This window comes from Noviherbaspirillum sp. ST9 (genome assembly GCF_048799745.1).
Lineage (GTDB): Bacteria > Pseudomonadota > Gammaproteobacteria > Burkholderiales > Burkholderiaceae_D > Noviherbaspirillum.
On the sequence record NZ_JBLWFR010000009.1, the window covers coordinates 1 to 15,186 of the forward strand.

Here is a 15,186-nt window from a genome sequence, read left to right on the forward strand (position 1 = left end):
TGCGCAACATCGCCGACGTGACCACCGCGGTGGCGAACGGCGACTTGTCGAAGAAGATTACCGTGGACGTGCGCGGCGAAATTCTTCAGTTGAAGGACACCATCAACACCATGGTGGATCAACTGCGCTCGTTTGCCTCGGAAGTGACCCGTGTGGCGCGTGAAGTGGGTACCGAAGGCCGTCTCGGCGGCCAGGCGAACGTGCCGGGTGCGTCCGGTACGTGGAAGGATTTGACCGACAACGTGAACTTCATGGCGTCGAACCTGACCGGCCAGGTGCGCAACATCGCGGAAGTGACGACGGCGGTGGCGCGCGGCGACCTGTCCAAGAAGATCACGGTGGACGTGAAAGGCGAAATTCTTGAACTGAAGAACACCATCAACGTGATGGTGGACCAGCTCTCCTCGTTCGCGTCGGAAGTCACCCGTGTGGCGCGCGAGGTCGGCACCGAAGGCAAGCTGGGCGGCCAGGCGCAGGTGGAAGGCGCGGCCGGTACGTGGAAGGATTTGACCGACAACGTGAACTTCATGGCGGCGAACCTGACCGCGCAGGTGCGGGGTATCGCGGGCGTGGTGACGGCGGTGGCGAATGGCGACCTGAAGAAGAAGCTGACGGTGGCGGCGCGCGGCGAAATTGCGGCGCTGGCCAACACCATCAACGAAATGACCGACACGCTGGCGGTGTTCGCCGACCAGGCGACGACCGTGGCGCGCGAAGTGGGCGTGGAAGGCAAGCTGGGTGGACAGGCCTCGGTGCCGGGTGCGGCGGGTACCTGGAAGGATCTGACCGAAAACCTGAACCAGATGGCGGCGACCCTGACCACGCAGGTGCGCGCGATTGCGGAAGTGGCGACGGCGGTGACGCGCGGCGACCTGTCACGCTCGATCCAGGTGGAAGCGCGCGGCGAAGTGGCGGACCTCAAGGACAACATCAACGAGATGATCCGCAACCTGAAGGAGACGACGCAGAAGAACGCGCAGCAGGACTGGCTCAAGACCAACCTGGCGCGCTTCACCCGTCTGCTGCAGGGCCAGCGGGACCTCTCCGCGGTGACAACGCTGATCCTGTCCGAGCTCGCCCCGCTGGTCAGCGCGCACCACGGCGTGTTCTACATGATGGACTCGCAGGAAAACGACGCGCGCCTGCGCATGATTGCGAGCTACGGCTACCGTTCCAGCCGCAAGCTGCCGACGTCGTTCCTGCCGGGCGAAGGCCTGGTCGGGCAGTGCGCGGTCGAGAAGCAACGCGTGTGGCTGACCAATGTGCCGCGCGATTACATCCAGATTTCGTCCGGACTCGGTGCGGCGCCGCCGACCAACATTGTCGTGCTGCCGATCCTGTTCGAACAACAGGTCAAGGCCGTGATCGAAATCGCGTCGCTGGACCGATTCACTGAAACTCACCTGTCCTTCCTCGACCAGTTGATGGAATCGATCGGCGTGGTGCTGAACACCATCGAAGCCAACAGCCGTACCGAATCGCTGCTCACGCAGTCGCAGTCGCTGGCGCAGGAACTGCAGCAGACCAACCTTGAACTGGCCGAGAAGGCGCGCCTGCTGTCCGAGCAGAACATCGAGGTGGAACGCAAGAACCGCGAAGTGGAACAGGCGAAATTCGCGCTGGAAGAAAAAGCCACCCAGCTCGCGCTGTCCTCCAAGTACAAGTCCGAGTTTCTCGCGAACATGTCGCACGAACTGCGCACGCCGCTGAACAGCCTGCTGATCCTGGCGCAGCAGTTGTCGGACAACCCGGAAGGCAACCTCAGCGAACGCCAGGTCGAATATGCGCGCACGATTTACGGCGCCGGCAGCGACCTGCTGACGCTGATCAACGACATCCTCGACCTGTCGAAGATCGAGTCGGGCACGGTCACGCTGGAAGTGAGCGAGTACCGCTTCCGCACATTGTCCGGCTATGTCGAGCGCACCTTCCGCCACATGGCCGAAGCCAAGCAGCTTAATTTCTCGGTGGACCTTCAAAACAACCTGCCGGTCGCGATGATGACGGATACCACGCGCCTGCAGCAGATCCTGAAGAACCTGCTGTCGAATGCGTTCAAGTTCACCAGCCGCGGTGAAGTCTCGCTCAAGATCAGCATGGCAAAGTCCGGCTGGACGCACGACCACCCGAACCTGAACCAGGCCGATGCCGTGCTGGCATTCTCGGTGACGGATACCGGTGTCGGTATTCCGGGCGACAAGCTGCAGCTGATCTTCGAAGCATTCCAGCAGGCTGATGGCAGTACCGCGCGCAAATACGGTGGCACTGGCCTCGGCCTGTCCATCAGCCGCGAGCTGGCCCGACTGCTCGGGGGCGAGATCCGCGTGGAAAGTGAAGTGGGCGCCGGCAGTACCTTTACACTCTATCTGCCGTATAACCGTGCAGGCTTCGTCAACTATGACCTGCAGCAAGGTGGGGGAGAAGGGCCGGTGGTGAAATCGGCAGTCATTCACAACCTTGATCGCGGGACGTCCGGCGAGGAGGCGCAGCACCTGCGGAGCAGCGTGGAAGTGATGGACGTGCCGTACGAGAGTTCGTCCGACGACCGCGCATTGATCGCCCCGGGCGATCCCTCCGTCCTGATCGTCGAGGACGACGCACGCTTTGCCAGCGTGCTGCTTGACCACGCGCGCGAGAAGAACTTCAAGGGCATCATCACGCACAGCGGCGATTCGGCGCTGACGCTTGCGCGTGATTACCTGCCGGCGGCGATCCTGCTGGACATCGATCTGCCGGATATCGACGGCTTCACGGTCCTCGAGCGGCTGAAGCGCGATCCGGGCACGCGCCATATCCCGGTGCACGTCATGACCAACCTGAAGGAGCGCGAGCGGGCCCTGCGCCAGGGAGCGATTTCCTACCTGCACAAGCCGGTCAACCGCGAGCGCCTGCAGGAAGAATTCACGCGCATCCAGCAGTTCCTCGTGCGCGGCAAGCGCAGCCTGCTGGTGGTGGAAGACGATCCGATGCAGCGCGATGCCATCGTCAACCTGATCGGTTCCGGTGACGTGCAGATCGTGTCCGTGGGCACCGGCAAGGAAGCGATGGAATCCTTGCATGCTTCGCACTTCGACTGCATGGTGCTTGACCTCAACCTGCCCGACATCAGCGGCTTCGACCTGCTCGACAAGATCGGCGACGACATCACGCTGCGCGACCTGCCTGTGGTGGTCTACACCGCGAAGGACTTGAGCCGCAAGGATGTCACGCGCCTGAAGCGTATCGCCAAAACCATCGTCGTCAAGGATGCCCGGTCGCCGGAACGCTTGCTCGACGAGACGGCGTTGTTCCTGCACCGCTCGCCGACCAGCCTGCCGGAACTGCAGCGCCGCATGCTGGAGGACATCCACGTCGAGGATGGCGGACTGGCGGGACGCAAGGTGCTGATCGTCGATGACGACTTGCGCAACATCTTCGCGCTGAGCTCCGTGCTCGAGCGCCAGCAGATGAAGGTGCTGTTCGCGGAGAACGGCAAGGACGGCATCGAAGTCCTGGAAAAGGATCCGACCATCGAGATCGTCCTGATGGACATCATGATGCCGGAGATGGATGGCTATGACACCATGCGCGCCATTCGCGCGATCCCGCGCTTCAAATCGCTGCCGATCATCACCCTGACGGCGAAGGCGATGAAGGGCGACCGCGACAAGTGCCTGGCAGCCGGCGCGTCGGATTACATCACCAAGCCGGTGGATGTGGCGCAGCTGCTGTCGCTGATGCGGGTATGGCTGCACCAGTAGGTGGCATCGTGACGGAGCGGATGCAAACCGTTGAAGACCTGGAGATCGACCTGCTGCTCGAAGGCGTATACCACCGCTTCGGGCAGGATTTCCGCGGTTACCGGCGCGAGAGCGTGAGGCAGCGACTGCATGCCCTGATGCGCGGGGCCGGACTCAAGACGGTGTCGCTGCTGCAGGACAGGGTGTTGCACGACGACCAGGCAAGCACGGTCCTGTTGCGCGCGCTCAGCATGCAGCCGGCGGGACTGTTCGACGACCCGGCCTACTTCCACGCCTTGCGCGAGGTGATGGTGCCATGGCTGCGTTCCTGCCCATCGCCGAAGGTGTGGGTGGCCGAATGCGTGGCGCCCGAAGAGGTCTGCGCGCTGGCCATCCTGCTGAACGAGGAAGGGCTTTACGACAAGACGCAGATCTTCGCGACGGCGGCGAATGAATCCCTGCTGGAAGAGGCGCGGTCGGGCGAATTCACGCTCGAGCGCTGGCCGGAATATGCGGACAATTACCGCCGGTGTGGCGGGCGCGCCGACTTTGCGCGCTATTGCAGCGAGACGGGCGGCAAGGGCGTGTTCAGTCCGGCATTGCGAGCGAATGTGACTTGGGCACAGTACAGCCTCGCCACCGATGCCTCGTTCAATGAGTTCCAGTTCATCGTGTGCCGCAATGCGCTGTCGGACTTTGGCTCGGCACTGCACCGCCGTGCACTGCAATTGTTTTACGACAGCATGCCGGTGTTTGGCATCCTGAGCGTCGGAAACGACGAGGGATTGAATGCAGCGCCCTTCGTGTCACGCTACAAGGCGGTGGCGGAGGAGCAGGGGCTTTACCGGAGGGTGGTGTAGGGAGCGGGCGAGGGGCCCGCGTTCCCTTCAGGCGGCCGCACCTTGCGGCACGTAGCCAAGGACGGCAGAGATCTGGTTGGCCGTGCTGACCAGGTCTTCCACCCACTCTTCCTGCAGGCGGTCGGCGGGCGCCGAGATGGACAGGCCGGCGATCAGCTTGCCCGAGTCGTCGTAGATGCCGGCAGCCATGCAGCGCACGCCGAGTTCCAGTTCTTCGTTGTCGCGCGCGTAGCCGCGCGCGCGGACCAGGCTCAATTCCCTTTCGAGTTTTACCAAGTCGGTAATCGAGTTCTTGTTGTGGCCGGCGAGACCGGTGCGCGTTGCGTACGCACGCACTTGTTTCGGATCGTCCGCGGACAGGAAAAGTTTGCCGGTGGAGGTAAGATGGAGCGGTGCCCGGCCACCAATGGCGCGCACCACCTGCATGCCGGAGCGTTCGGAGAAGGAGCGGTCGATGTACACGATCTCGTCGCCCTGGCGGACCGACAGGTTGATCGTCTGCTGGGTCTTCCGATGCAGGGCACGCATGAAGTCGAGCGCGGCTTCGCGCACGTTCAAGCGGCTTTTGACGATGTTGCCCAGTTCCAATAGACGCATGCCGAGACGGTAGGAGCCGGCTTCGGCGCGGTCGACGAAACGCTTTACAACGAGGTCGTTCAGGATGCGGTGAGCGGTGGACGGATGCAGGCCGGTCACGGTCGACAGCTCTTTCAGGCTCACCGGATCGGGATATTGGGCGAGCGCGTCGAGGAGCGAGATCATCCGCTCGATCACCTGGATCGAAATCTGGCTGTTCTCGGCGGTCGGTTCTTGTTTCATATCGTGGTTGGTGCGTTGCAATAAGCCTCTTTATATCACATGGTGAAAAAATGAAAAAGTCGTGCGAAAAATATTTGGAGGAAGTCTCTAAATTATTTCATCCGTATCAAACGACTTCCCGAGGGGCATCGGCGCACATAATGGAGACCTTGCAAAACTCGAGGACAGCATGATGCGCGTCGGATTTTTTCATACTTGCCTGATTGACATGATGCGGCCGGAAATCGGCTTTTCCGTCGTGAAGCTGCTGGAGGCGGCAGGCTGCGAGATCGTGGTGCCGGAAAACCAGACCTGCTGCGGCCAGCCGGCCTACAGCTCGGGCGACCGCAAGGCGGCGCGCGCGCTCGCCGAAAAGTTCGTTAAGGAATTCGAGGGCTTCGATTACGTGGTCATCCCGTCCGGCTCCTGCGGCGGTCACGTCAAGACGCATTACACCGACCTGTTCTCGGACGATCCGGCGTGGCTGGCGCGCATGCAGGCCCTTGCGCCGCGCGTCTTCGAACTGACCGACTTTCTGTACAACGTCGTCAAGATCGAGAAGCTTCCCGGCGAAGGCAAGAACAGCATCAAGGGCCCGGTGACCTACCACGACTCCTGCTGCGGCCTGCGCGAGCTGGGCGTGCAGAAGCAGCCGCGCGCGCTGCTGGAAAAGGCGGGCGTCACCGTGAAGGAAATGAAGGACCATCGCCAGTGCTGCGGCTTCGGCGGCACCTTCTCGCTCAAGTACGGCAACGTCTCGGCGGCGATCGTGGATGAAAAGTGCAAGAACATCCAGGATTCCGGCGCGGAAGCGGTCGTGCTCGGCGACCTCGGCTGCATGCTGAATATCGAAGGCCGCCTGCGCCGCACCGGCGACAACACCACGCGCGTGCTGCATGTCGCGCAAGTCCTGGCGGGAGACGCGTAATGCAAGTCCAGTCGATGCATTTCAAGGCCCGCGTGGGCGAAAAGCTGGCGGACAAGCGCCTGCAGGCCAACCTCAAGAAACTGTCCACCAAGTGGGTCGCCGGGCGCGCGTCCGCCATCCTCGAACTGGATGACTTCGAAGGCACGCGCAACGCGGCGAAAGAACGCCGCATGCGCGCCATCGAAAACCTCGACGTCTGGCTGGACACCTTCGAGAAGAAGGCGACCGAGCGCGGCGCGACCGTGCTCTACGCGGAAAGCGCTGAAGACGCCTCGCGCCTCGTGGTCGAAATCGCGAAGAAGCACGGCGTGAAGAAGGTCACCAAGTCCAAGTCCATGGTGTCCGAGGAAATGGCGCTCAACAAGGCGCTGGAAGCCGCCGGCGTGCAGCCGGTCGAGACCGACCTCGGCGAATACATCCTCCAGATCAATGACAATGAGGCGCCGTCGCACATCGTCGCGCCCGTGGTGCACAAGGACAAGGACGAGATTTCCGACCTGTTCGCCCGCGTGCACAACCGGCCGCGGTTGACCGATATTCCGCAGATGACGCGTGAGGCACGCGAGATGCTGCGTCCGCATTTCCTGTCGTCCGACATGGGCGTCACCGGCGGCAATTTCGTGATCGCCGAAACCGGTTCGGTTGCCATCGTGACCAACGAAGGCAACGAGGGCATGTGCACCATCCTGCCGCCCAAGGTGCACGTTGTGGTCACCGGTATCGAGAAGGTATTGCCGACGCTGGAGGATTTCGCGACCGTGCTGCGCCTGCTGCCGCGTTCGGCCACCGGCCAGTCGATCACCAACTACGTTTCCCTGCTCACCGGCCCGAAGCGCGAGGCCGACGTGGAAGGACCGGAGCACATGTATTTCGTGCTGGTCGATGCGGGCCGCACGAACCTGGTCGGCACCGACTTCCAGGAAATGCTGCGCTGCATTCGTTGCGGTGCCTGCATGAACCATTGCCCGGTGTACCAGAAAATCGGCGGCCACAGCTACGGGTGGGTGTATCCGGGACCGATGGGCAGCGTGCTGACGCCTTCCTATGTCGGTATCGAGAATGCCGTCGACCTGCCGCAGTCCTCGACCCTGTGCGGCGAATGCCACGTCGTTTGCCCGGTGAAGATTCCGCTGCCTGACCTGCTGCGCAAATTGCGCGAAAAGCAGGTGGAACAGAACCTGCGCCCGAAGGCAGAACGCCTCAGCCTGACTCTCTGGGCCTTCGTCGCCAAGCGCCCGGCGCTTTATCGACTCGCCACCAAAATCGGTGTACGCTTCATGCGCATGATGGCGGGCAATAGCAAGACGATCTCGAAACTGCCATTTGCCGGCGGATGGACAGACCATCGCGAAATGCCCGCGCCGAGCGGCAAGACATTCCGCGAGTTATACAAACAGCGACGATGACACAGCACCAGCAACAGGTAAGCGAGTTCAAGAGCAAAAGCGGCGTAAAGCGGATTTACGCCGCTTTTTTGTATTCCATGTACGGTTTTCGTACTGCGTGGAAAAGCGAGCATGCGTTCCGGCAGGAGCTCGTGCTTGTCGTGCCCGGCGTGATCATTGCGCTGCTGCTGCCGGTTTCCGCGCTGGAAAAGATCACGCTGATCGCGGTACTGTTCCTTGTACTGATCGTCGAACTCATCAATTCCGCTATCGAGGCCGTCGTCGACCGCATCTCCTTCGAACGCCACCCCCTGTCGAAGAACGCCAAGGATTTCGGCAGCGCCGCCGTGTTCCTGGCGTTGACCCTGGCCGGCATCGCCTGGCTGCTCATTGTTGGCCCCTTGCTCCTGCGCTGAGCCCGGGGTAAGACCCGGCAATGTTAAGAAGACGCAATACGCGCCGTCGGCAAGCGGCGCATAATGCGTGGAGCGAAAGCGCCAACCTGAGAAGGAGTCATTATGAGAGACACCGTCCCCAGCAGAACAACGGAAGACACCGGCAAGCTCATCCTGCGAGTCGCGCTCGCCGTCCTGATCCTCTTGCACGGCGTGGCGAAGATCACCGGCGGTGTCGGCTTCATCGCCGGCATGCTGGAGAAGAATGGCCTGCCCGGTGCGCTTGCCTATCTTGTGCTCGTCGGGGAGGTGCTCGCGCCCATCCTCATGCTGATCGGCGCCTGGACCCGGCTGGCGGCGGTCATCATCGCCGGCAACATGATCGTCGCCATTGGCCTCGTTCATATGGGCGAACTGCTCACTCTCGGAAAGACGGGCGGCTGGGCGCTGGAGCTGCAGGGCATGTTCCTGTTCTCTGCCATCGCGATCGCGTTCCTCGGAGCGGGGCGCTACAGCCTGGGTGGCATCAACGGCCGGCTGAACTAAGCTTTCCCGCGTTCACTGATATACTTTCTTCCAGCCGAAACCAAGGCCGGGGCGACTGCCAGCGCCGGCCTTCCCAAGTAACAGGAAGTATTGTTTGGTGCTGGAATGAATGCAGTCATCAGAGCCGCCACGCAAGCGGATGCCGCCCCGGCCTGCCATATGTTGTGCCGCTCGATTTCGGAATGTTGTGCCAAAGACCATCGTAACGATGCCGGCATCCTTGCCGCGTGGCTGGGGAACAAGACGCCCGAAAATGTGGCCTCCTGGTTCGAGTGCGCGACCCATCATTCCATCGTCGCCTGTAGCGGCGACGCGTTGGTCGGCGTGGCGATCATGACCCGCCAGGGGCGCATTGTTCTCTTCTATATCTCTCCCGAGGTTCGCTCCACAGGCACCGGCAAGGCGCTGCTCGAGGCGCTGGAGCGGCAGGCAAAGGAGTGGGGCCTGCGCACGATGCAGGTCGCCAGCACCCTGTCGGCACAGCACTTTTACGAGCGCCACGGATTTGAAAATTGCGGTCCGGCAAGAACCGCCTTTGGCACCGATGCCGTTTCGCTGACGAAAAAGCTTCCCGGTGGTTGCGGCTGTGGCCGGCAATCCTGAGCCAGACCGATGGCCGCCTCCCGCGGCCTTTTTTTCGCCTGTAGATCCTATATATGCGTAATGCATAAAGAAGCACAAAAGTATTCGTTCTTTTTGCATAAGCGCTTCTTTAACCTGTCGACTTCGGAAACCAGATTCCTCAGGGAGAAGACAGATGTTGCTCAAGAAATTTTTCCAGTCCGCGCTGGCGCTTGCACTGATCGCCCCGGCCGTCCAGGCCGCCGATGTATCGCTGCTGAATGTGTCGTATGACCCGACGCGCGAGCTGTACCAGGACTTCAACAAGGCCTTCTCGGCCCAGTGGAAGGGCAAGGCAGGCGATAACGTGACCGTCAAGCAGTCGCATGGCGGCTCCGGCAAGCAGGCGCGCTCGGTAATCGACGGCCTCGACGCCGACATCGTGACGCTGGCGCTGGCCTATGACATCGACGAGATCGCCGGCAAGGGCCTGCTCGCCAAGGACTGGCAGAAGCGCCTGCCGCACAACAGCTCGCCCTACACCTCGACCATCGTCTTCCTCGTGCGCAAGGGCAATCCCAAGGGCATCAAGGACTGGAATGACCTCGCCAAACCTGGCGTCGCCGTCATCACACCGAACCCGAAGACATCCGGTGGCGCGCGCTGGAACTACCTCGCCGCGTGGGGATACGCGCTGAAGCAGCAGGGCGGCTCCGAAGCCACCGCCAAGGACTTCGTGGCGAAGATCTTCAAGAACGTGCCGGTGCTGGATTCCGGCGCGCGCGGCGCCACCACCACCTTCGTCGAGCGCGGCATCGGCGACGTGCTGATCGCCTGGGAGAACGAAGCCATCCTCGCCATCAAGGAACTCGGTCCGGACAAGTTCGAAGTCGTCGCACCGGCGCTGAGCATCCTTGCCGAACCGCCGGTCGCCGTGGTCGACAAGGTCGTGGACAAGAAGGGCACGCGCAAGGTGGCCGAAGCCTACCTGAACTACCTGTACACCGACGAGGGCCAGGAAATCGCCGCGCAGAACTACTACCGTCCGATCTCCGAGAAGGTTGCGAAGAAGTATGCGGCGCAATTCCCCAAAGTGAAGCTGTTCACGATCGATGAAGCGTTCGGCGGCTGGAGCACGGCGCAGAAGGCGCACTTCGCCGACGGCGGCTCCTTCGACCAGATCTACCAGCCGGGCCGCAAGTAAGGCGCGCATCGGACAAGGACAGGAAGAATCATGAGCATCCTCCTGCTGGCCGGCAGCCCGTCGATCCCCTCCCGCTCCACGCGGCTGCTGCACCATGTCGGCGAGCGCCTTGCTGCGCTCGGCCACGGCATCAGTACACTGCAGGTGCTGGATCTTCCAGCGCAGGCATTGCTGCATGCCGACTTCAAGAATGCCGAGCTGACGAAGGCCAAGGCGCAGGTCGAGCTGGCCGACGCCATCGTGATCGGCACGCCGGTGTACAAGGCCGCGTATAGCGGCATCGTGAAAGCCTTCCTCGATGTGCTGCCGCAGGACGGTTTCGCCGGCAAGCTGGTCCTGCCGTTGGCGACCGGTGGCAGCCAGTCCCACATGCTCGCCCTCGACTACGCGCTGCGCCCGGTGCTGTCGGCCCTCGGCGCGCGGCAAATCCTTCCCAGCATCTACGCAACCGACGCGCAGATTGTCTGGAACGCCGAAACCGGCCTGGCGCTTGATCCCGGCATCGCGCAGCGCGTCGATGCCGGCGTCCAGCACCTCTCCACCAATTTGCACGCGCTGCGTGCGTCGCGTTCCACTGCATTCCCCTCCGTACCGTTCTCCCAGGTGCGATGTAGCGTCTGACGGAAGCTTCACGCTTTCCTTCGCTGTTCCGGTTTCATTAGTTTTTCTCCTCCGTTCGAGAGCGGCCGCGTTGCGGCTTTCTTATCCGCGTCCCTGAGCGGAGGGATTCGTATTTCCTGTCGCAATCAAACAGAAAAAGGATATCAACATGACGATTTCGAATGACAAGCGAAAAATCCGACGCCAGACGCTCGGTTTGCTCTCCGCCGCGGCGCTCGCATCCGCCTTGCCCCAGGCTGTGCTGGCGCAATCGAAGGGCACGCTGCGCATTGGCTACCAGAAGTACGGCACGCTCACCATCCTCAAGGCTCGCGGCACGCTGGAAAAGCGGCTCGCCGCGCAGGGCATCGACGTGAAATGGACAGAATTTCCCTCTGGCCCGGTATTGCTGGAAGGCTTGAACGTCGGCAGCGTCGACTTCGGCACCGTGGGTGAGGCGCCGCCGATCTTTGCCCAGGCGGCGGGCGCCAATCTCGTGTACGTCGCCAATGAACCGCCGGCGCCGCTGAGCGAAGCCATCGTCGTGCCGAAAAACTCCACGCTGAAGACCGTCGCCGACCTGAAGGGAAAGAAGGTCGCGCTGAACAAGGGCTCGAACGTCCACTACCTGCTGGTCAAGGCGCTGGAAAAGGCCGGCCTCGACTACAAGGAGGTGGAAACCGTTTTCCTGCCGCCATCCGACGCCCGCGCCGCCTTCGAACGCGGCAGCGTCGACGCCTGGGTGATCTGGGATCCCTTCCTGGCCGCCGCGGAAAAGCAGCTTGGTGCGCGCATCCTTGCCGACGGCAAGGGCCTGGTCGCCAACCACCAGTTCTTCCTCGCCTCGCGTCCCTATGCCGACAAGAACCCGGACGTCATCAAACTCATCATCGAAGAGCTGGTGAAGGTCGACGAATGGGGCAAGGCCAATATCAAGGAAGTGGCGAGTATCCTGTCGTCGCAGATCGGGCTCGACGTGCCCATCGTCGAGCTGGCCGCATCGCGTTATACCTATGGCGTCACGCCGATCAATGACGCCGTGCTGGCCGAGCAGCAGAAGATCGCCGACGTGTTCGCGCAGCTGAAGCTGATCCCGAAGAAGATCACGGTCAGGGACGCCGTGCTGCAGGCGAAACTGTGAGGGAGCGGGTGATGACGTTTTCCTCGAAGACACGGCGTCTCTTCATCAACATCGCCGTCAGCACGGCGGCGGCGGTCTGCCTGTCGCTCTGGGGTATGACGCATGCGGAGGCCGCACCGCCGAAGGAGCTGCGCGTTGGATTTCAGAAAAGCTCGGTGAACCTGACGCTGCTCAAGCAGCGCAAGGGACTGGAGCAGCGCCTTCCCGGCGTCAAGGCCACGTGGTTCGAATTCACCGCGGGACCACAGATGCTGGAAGCGCTGTCCGTGGGCAGCATCGACTTTGCCATGACAGGTGACACGCCGCCCATCTTTGCGCAAGCCGCGGGCAGCAACCTCGTTTATGTCGGGGCCGAGCCGGCCAAGCCGGACAACAGCGCGGTACTGGTGAAGCAGGATTCGCCGGTCAGGTCGATCGCCGAATTGAAGGGCAGGAAGGTGGCCTTGCAGAAAGGCTCCAGCGCACATTACCTCACCCTGCGCGCCTTGCAGCAGGGCGGCCTGCAGTGGAGCGACATTACGGCGGTGTATCTCGCGCCCGCTGATGCGCGGGCGGCCTTCGAGCGCGGCAGCGTGGACGCCTGGGTGATCTGGGATCCGTACTGGGCCGCCATCGAAAAGGCGCTGTCGCCGCGTGTCCTGGCGACGAGCCGCGGACTGGTCAGCAACCACACGTTTTATCTCGCAGGCCGGACCTTCGCCGACAAGTATCCGGACGTGGTGCACCTGCTGTTCGAGGAACTGACGAAGAGCGATTCCTTCGTCAAGCACAACCACGCCGACGCCGTGCGGATCGTCGCCGAGAGCACCGGCCTGGACCATGCAACGATCGACACCTACCTGACACGACGCCCGCGTTCCCCGGTGGCCTACCTCACGCAGCAGATGAGCGAGGAACAACAGGTGATCGCGGACACCTTCCACCGCCAGAACCTGATCCCGAAGCCAATCCGGGTGAAGGAGGTGTTCTGGCAGCCGCCCCAGCAGCAAGCGAAATCGAATTGATATTGCCACCGGCAACGAAAGGAAATGCCCATGAGTCTCAATGTATTCTGGTTTTTACCCACGCACGGCGACAGCCGCTATTTGGGCACGACGCGCGGCGCGCGCCCGGTCAATTTCGACTATCTGCGCCAGGTCGCGGTCGCGGCCGATACCAGCGGCTATGACGGCGTGCTGATTCCCACGGGCCGCTCCTGCGAGGATCCCTGGGTGGTCGCCTCCAGCCTGATCGGCGCGACGAAGAACCTGAAGTTCCTCGTCGCCATCCGTCCGGGTCTCAGCACCCCCGGCCTGGCGGTCCGGACGGCGGCTACCTTCGACCGGCTGTCCGGCGGGCGCCTGATGGTCAATGTGGTCACCGGCGGCGACCAGGGCGAGCTGGAAGCGGACGGCTTGTTTGCCGATCATGCGACGCGTTATGACATTTCATCGGAATTCCTGCGCGTCTGGCGCGCGGCCTTGGCCGGGGAGGGCGAGGAAGCGGGCTTCGACTTCGAGGGACAGCACATCAAGGTGAAGGGGGCGAAGACGCTGTTCCCGCCCGTGCAAAAGCCGCATCCGCCGCTCTACTTCGGCGGCTCGTCGGAAGCGGCGCACGAACTGGCGGCCGAGCAGGTGGACGTCTACCTCACCTGGGGCGAGCCTCCGGCGGCCGTGGCGGAAAAGATTGCCGACATACGTGCCCGCGCCGCGAAGTACGGCAGGACAGTGCGCTTCGGCATCCGCCTGCACGTGATCGTGCGCGAGACCAACGAAGCGGCATGGAAGGCGGCCGACGAACTGATCAGCCACCTCGACGACGAGGTGATCGCACGCGCGCAGGCCGCGTTCGCGAAGATGGATTCCGTCGGCCAGCGCCGCATGGCGGCATTGCATGGCGGCAGGCGCGACAAGCTCGAGGTGTCGCCCAACCTGTGGGCTGGCGTCGGACTGGTGCGCGGCGGGGCCGGAACGGCCCTGGTCGGCGATCCGGAGACGGTTACCGCGCGCATCAAGGAGTACGCGGACCTTGGCATCGAGACGTTCATCTTTTCCGGCTATCCGCATCTCGAGGAGGCTTACCGCTTCTCGGAGCTGGTCTTCCCCTTGCTCGGACGGAAGCGGCCGGGCGAGGACGGCGCGTCGTTGACCGGTCCGTTCGGCGAAGTAGTGGCCAATGGATTCCTGCCTAAAGTTTCCCAGAGCTGAGGAGGAACACATGTCGGCAACTTCCCTACAAATCGATGCCGCTGCTGTACCGGCAAGCGTTGCGCAAGGAAGGCGTTGGGATCGCGCGGTACTGTCCCGGGCCGCGCCCTGGGTTGTCCCTGCCGGCCTGATCCTGGCGTGGCAGCTGGCGGCGCAATTCGGGTGGCTGTCCAGCCGCATCCTGCCGGAACCGCTCGCCGTGCTCCGTGCGGCGTGGACGCTCGCCGAATCCGGAGAGCTCTGGGGACACGTCAAGACCAGCGCATGGCGCGCCCTGTCGGCATTTGCTGTAGGCGGCGGACTGGGACTGCTGCTCGGCCTGCTCACCGGCACATTCAAGCAGGCGGAAACCTTGCTCGATACCACGATCCAGATGATTCGCAACATCCCCGCGCTGGCGCTGATCCCGCTGGTCATCCTCTGGTTCGGCATCGACGAGGCGGCGAAGCTGTTCCTGGTATCGGTAGGCGTGTTCTTCCCGGTCTACCTCAACACCTTCCACGGCATCCGCTCGGTGGACAAGGGATTGATCGAGATGGCGCGCAGCTATGGTCTGTCAGGCTGGGCCTTGTACCGCGACGTGATCCTGCCCGGCGCGCTGCCGTCGATCCTGGTCGGCGTGCGCTTTTCGCTCGGCCTGGTGTGGGTGCTGTTGATCGTGTCCGAAACGATTTCCGCCCAGTCGGGCATCGGCTACATGACGATGAATGCGCGCGAATTCCTCCAGACCGACGTGGTCCTGGTCGGCATCCTGCTCTACGCGCTGCTCGGCAAGTTCGCCGACGTCCTTGCGCGGACGGTCGAGCGTGTCACGTTGCGCTGGCACCCGGGCTATCAATCATGAAGGGAGTGCAGTCAGC

Annotated in this window: 14 protein-coding genes; 13 read left to right on the plus strand and 1 reads right to left on the minus strand. The window is 62.7% G+C overall.

The window, feature by feature from the left end; translation table 11 throughout:
• Both ACNOHI_RS20075 and ACNOHI_RS20080 read left to right on the plus strand, forming a co-directional pair.
• Positions 1–3,740 (plus strand): response regulator (locus ACNOHI_RS20075; RefSeq protein WP_420476479.1); only part of this gene is annotated, 3,740 nt, incomplete at its 5' end.
• Entirely contained in the window at positions 3,725–4,579 is an 855-nt protein-coding gene (locus ACNOHI_RS20080; RefSeq protein WP_420476480.1) for a CheR family methyltransferase, read from the plus strand. The genes ACNOHI_RS20075 and ACNOHI_RS20080, both read left to right, overlap by 16 nt.
• A gap of 27 nt (positions 4,580–4,606) precedes the next feature.
• Here the strand turns inward: ACNOHI_RS20080 and ACNOHI_RS20085 are convergent, their stop codons facing one another.
• Positions 4,607–5,398, minus strand: coding sequence for an IclR family transcriptional regulator (locus tag ACNOHI_RS20085; RefSeq protein ID WP_420476481.1), 792 nt, complete (start codon positions 5,396–5,398; stop codon positions 4,607–4,609).
• 172 nt (positions 5,399–5,570) lie between these two features.
• On the opposite strand from ACNOHI_RS20085, the gene ACNOHI_RS20090 reads away from it, so the two are divergent.
• The 11 genes from ACNOHI_RS20090 to ssuC all read left to right on the plus strand — a co-directional run bounded on the left by ACNOHI_RS20090 (position 5,571) and on the right by ssuC (position 15,170).
• Positions 5,571–6,305, plus strand: coding sequence for a (Fe-S)-binding protein (locus ACNOHI_RS20090; protein ID WP_420476716.1), 735 nt, complete (start codon positions 5,571–5,573; stop codon positions 6,303–6,305).
• The gene (locus ACNOHI_RS20095) at positions 6,305–7,711 is read left to right on the plus strand and encodes a LutB/LldF family L-lactate oxidation iron-sulfur protein (protein WP_420476482.1); all 1,407 of its coding nucleotides are present in this window, start codon (positions 6,305–6,307) and stop codon (positions 7,709–7,711) included. Before ACNOHI_RS20090 ends, ACNOHI_RS20095 begins: the two co-directional genes overlap by 1 nt.
• Positions 7,708–8,106 carry a diacylglycerol kinase gene (locus ACNOHI_RS20100; RefSeq protein WP_420476483.1) on the plus strand — a complete coding sequence of 133 codons (399 nt, stop codon included), beginning with the start codon at positions 7,708–7,710 and terminating at the stop codon, positions 8,104–8,106. The genes ACNOHI_RS20095 and ACNOHI_RS20100 overlap by 4 nt, the downstream gene beginning before the upstream one ends.
• A gap of 102 nt (positions 8,107–8,208) precedes the next feature.
• The gene (locus ACNOHI_RS20105; RefSeq protein ID WP_420476484.1) at positions 8,209–8,631 is read left to right on the plus strand and encodes a DoxX family protein; all 423 of its coding nucleotides are present in this window, start codon (positions 8,209–8,211) and stop codon (positions 8,629–8,631) included.
• A 105-nt stretch (positions 8,632–8,736) separates the two neighbouring features.
• A complete protein-coding gene (locus ACNOHI_RS20110) occupies positions 8,737–9,234 on the plus strand; it encodes a GNAT family N-acetyltransferase (protein WP_420476485.1) in 498 nt (165 codons plus the stop codon).
• A gap of 154 nt (positions 9,235–9,388) precedes the next feature.
• Positions 9,389–10,396 (plus strand): sulfate ABC transporter substrate-binding protein, encoded by a 1,008-nt coding sequence (locus ACNOHI_RS20115; RefSeq protein ID WP_420476486.1) that lies wholly within the window; start codon positions 9,389–9,391, stop codon positions 10,394–10,396.
• A 30-nt stretch (positions 10,397–10,426) separates the two neighbouring features.
• Positions 10,427–11,017, plus strand: a complete 591-nt coding sequence (gene ssuE / locus ACNOHI_RS20120) for an NADPH-dependent FMN reductase (protein ID WP_420476487.1) — start codon at positions 10,427–10,429, stop codon at positions 11,015–11,017.
• Positions 11,018–11,165: 148 nt separating this feature from the next.
• Positions 11,166–12,137: a sulfonate ABC transporter substrate-binding protein gene (locus ACNOHI_RS20125; protein ID WP_420476488.1), complete on the plus strand. Its 972-nt coding sequence runs from the start codon at positions 11,166–11,168 to the stop codon at positions 12,135–12,137.
• 11 nt (positions 12,138–12,148) lie between these two features.
• Positions 12,149–13,141 (plus strand): sulfonate ABC transporter substrate-binding protein, encoded by a 993-nt coding sequence (locus tag ACNOHI_RS20130; protein WP_420476489.1) that lies wholly within the window; start codon positions 12,149–12,151, stop codon positions 13,139–13,141.
• A gap of 30 nt (positions 13,142–13,171) precedes the next feature.
• Positions 13,172–14,326 carry an FMNH2-dependent alkanesulfonate monooxygenase gene (gene ssuD, locus ACNOHI_RS20135; protein ID WP_420476490.1) on the plus strand — a complete coding sequence of 385 codons (1,155 nt, stop codon included), beginning with the start codon at positions 13,172–13,174 and terminating at the stop codon, positions 14,324–14,326.
• A gap of 10 nt (positions 14,327–14,336) precedes the next feature.
• Complete coding sequence (gene ssuC, locus ACNOHI_RS20140; RefSeq protein WP_420476491.1) at positions 14,337–15,170, plus strand: aliphatic sulfonate ABC transporter permease SsuC; 834 nt, start codon at positions 14,337–14,339, stop codon at positions 15,168–15,170.
• The last annotated feature ends 16 nt before the right edge of the window (positions 15,171–15,186 follow it).

What these genes read in the sequence shown, in the direction of transcription:
- ssuE (WP_420476487.1), top strand. Translation starts at nt 10,427, where the DNA reads ATGAGCATCCTCCTGCTGGCCGGCAGCCCGTCGATCCCCTCCCGCTCC.
- ACNOHI_RS20100 (WP_420476483.1), top strand. Translation starts at nt 7,708, where the DNA reads ATGACACAGCACCAGCAACAGGTAAGCGAGTTCAAGAGCAAAAGCGGC.
- ssuD (WP_420476490.1), top strand. Translation starts at nt 13,172, where the DNA reads ATGAGTCTCAATGTATTCTGGTTTTTACCCACGCACGGCGACAGCCGC.
- ACNOHI_RS20090 (WP_420476716.1), top strand. Translation starts at nt 5,571, where the DNA reads ATGCGCGTCGGATTTTTTCATACTTGCCTGATTGACATGATGCGGCCG.
- ACNOHI_RS20085 (WP_420476481.1), bottom strand. Translation starts at nt 5,398, where the DNA reads ATGAAACAAGAACCGACCGCCGAGAACAGCCAGATTTCGATCCAGGTG.
- ACNOHI_RS20110 (WP_420476485.1), top strand. Translation starts at nt 8,737, where the DNA reads ATGAATGCAGTCATCAGAGCCGCCACGCAAGCGGATGCCGCCCCGGCC.
- ACNOHI_RS20115 (WP_420476486.1), top strand. Translation starts at nt 9,389, where the DNA reads ATGTTGCTCAAGAAATTTTTCCAGTCCGCGCTGGCGCTTGCACTGATC.
- ACNOHI_RS20130 (WP_420476489.1), top strand. Translation starts at nt 12,149, where the DNA reads ATGACGTTTTCCTCGAAGACACGGCGTCTCTTCATCAACATCGCCGTC.
- ssuC (WP_420476491.1), top strand. Translation starts at nt 14,337, where the DNA reads ATGTCGGCAACTTCCCTACAAATCGATGCCGCTGCTGTACCGGCAAGC.
- ACNOHI_RS20105 (WP_420476484.1), top strand. Translation starts at nt 8,209, where the DNA reads ATGAGAGACACCGTCCCCAGCAGAACAACGGAAGACACCGGCAAGCTC.
- ACNOHI_RS20125 (WP_420476488.1), top strand. Translation starts at nt 11,166, where the DNA reads ATGACGATTTCGAATGACAAGCGAAAAATCCGACGCCAGACGCTCGGT.
- ACNOHI_RS20080 (WP_420476480.1), top strand. Translation starts at nt 3,725, where the DNA reads ATGGCTGCACCAGTAGGTGGCATCGTGACGGAGCGGATGCAAACCGTT.
- ACNOHI_RS20095 (WP_420476482.1), top strand. Translation starts at nt 6,305, where the DNA reads ATGCAAGTCCAGTCGATGCATTTCAAGGCCCGCGTGGGCGAAAAGCTG.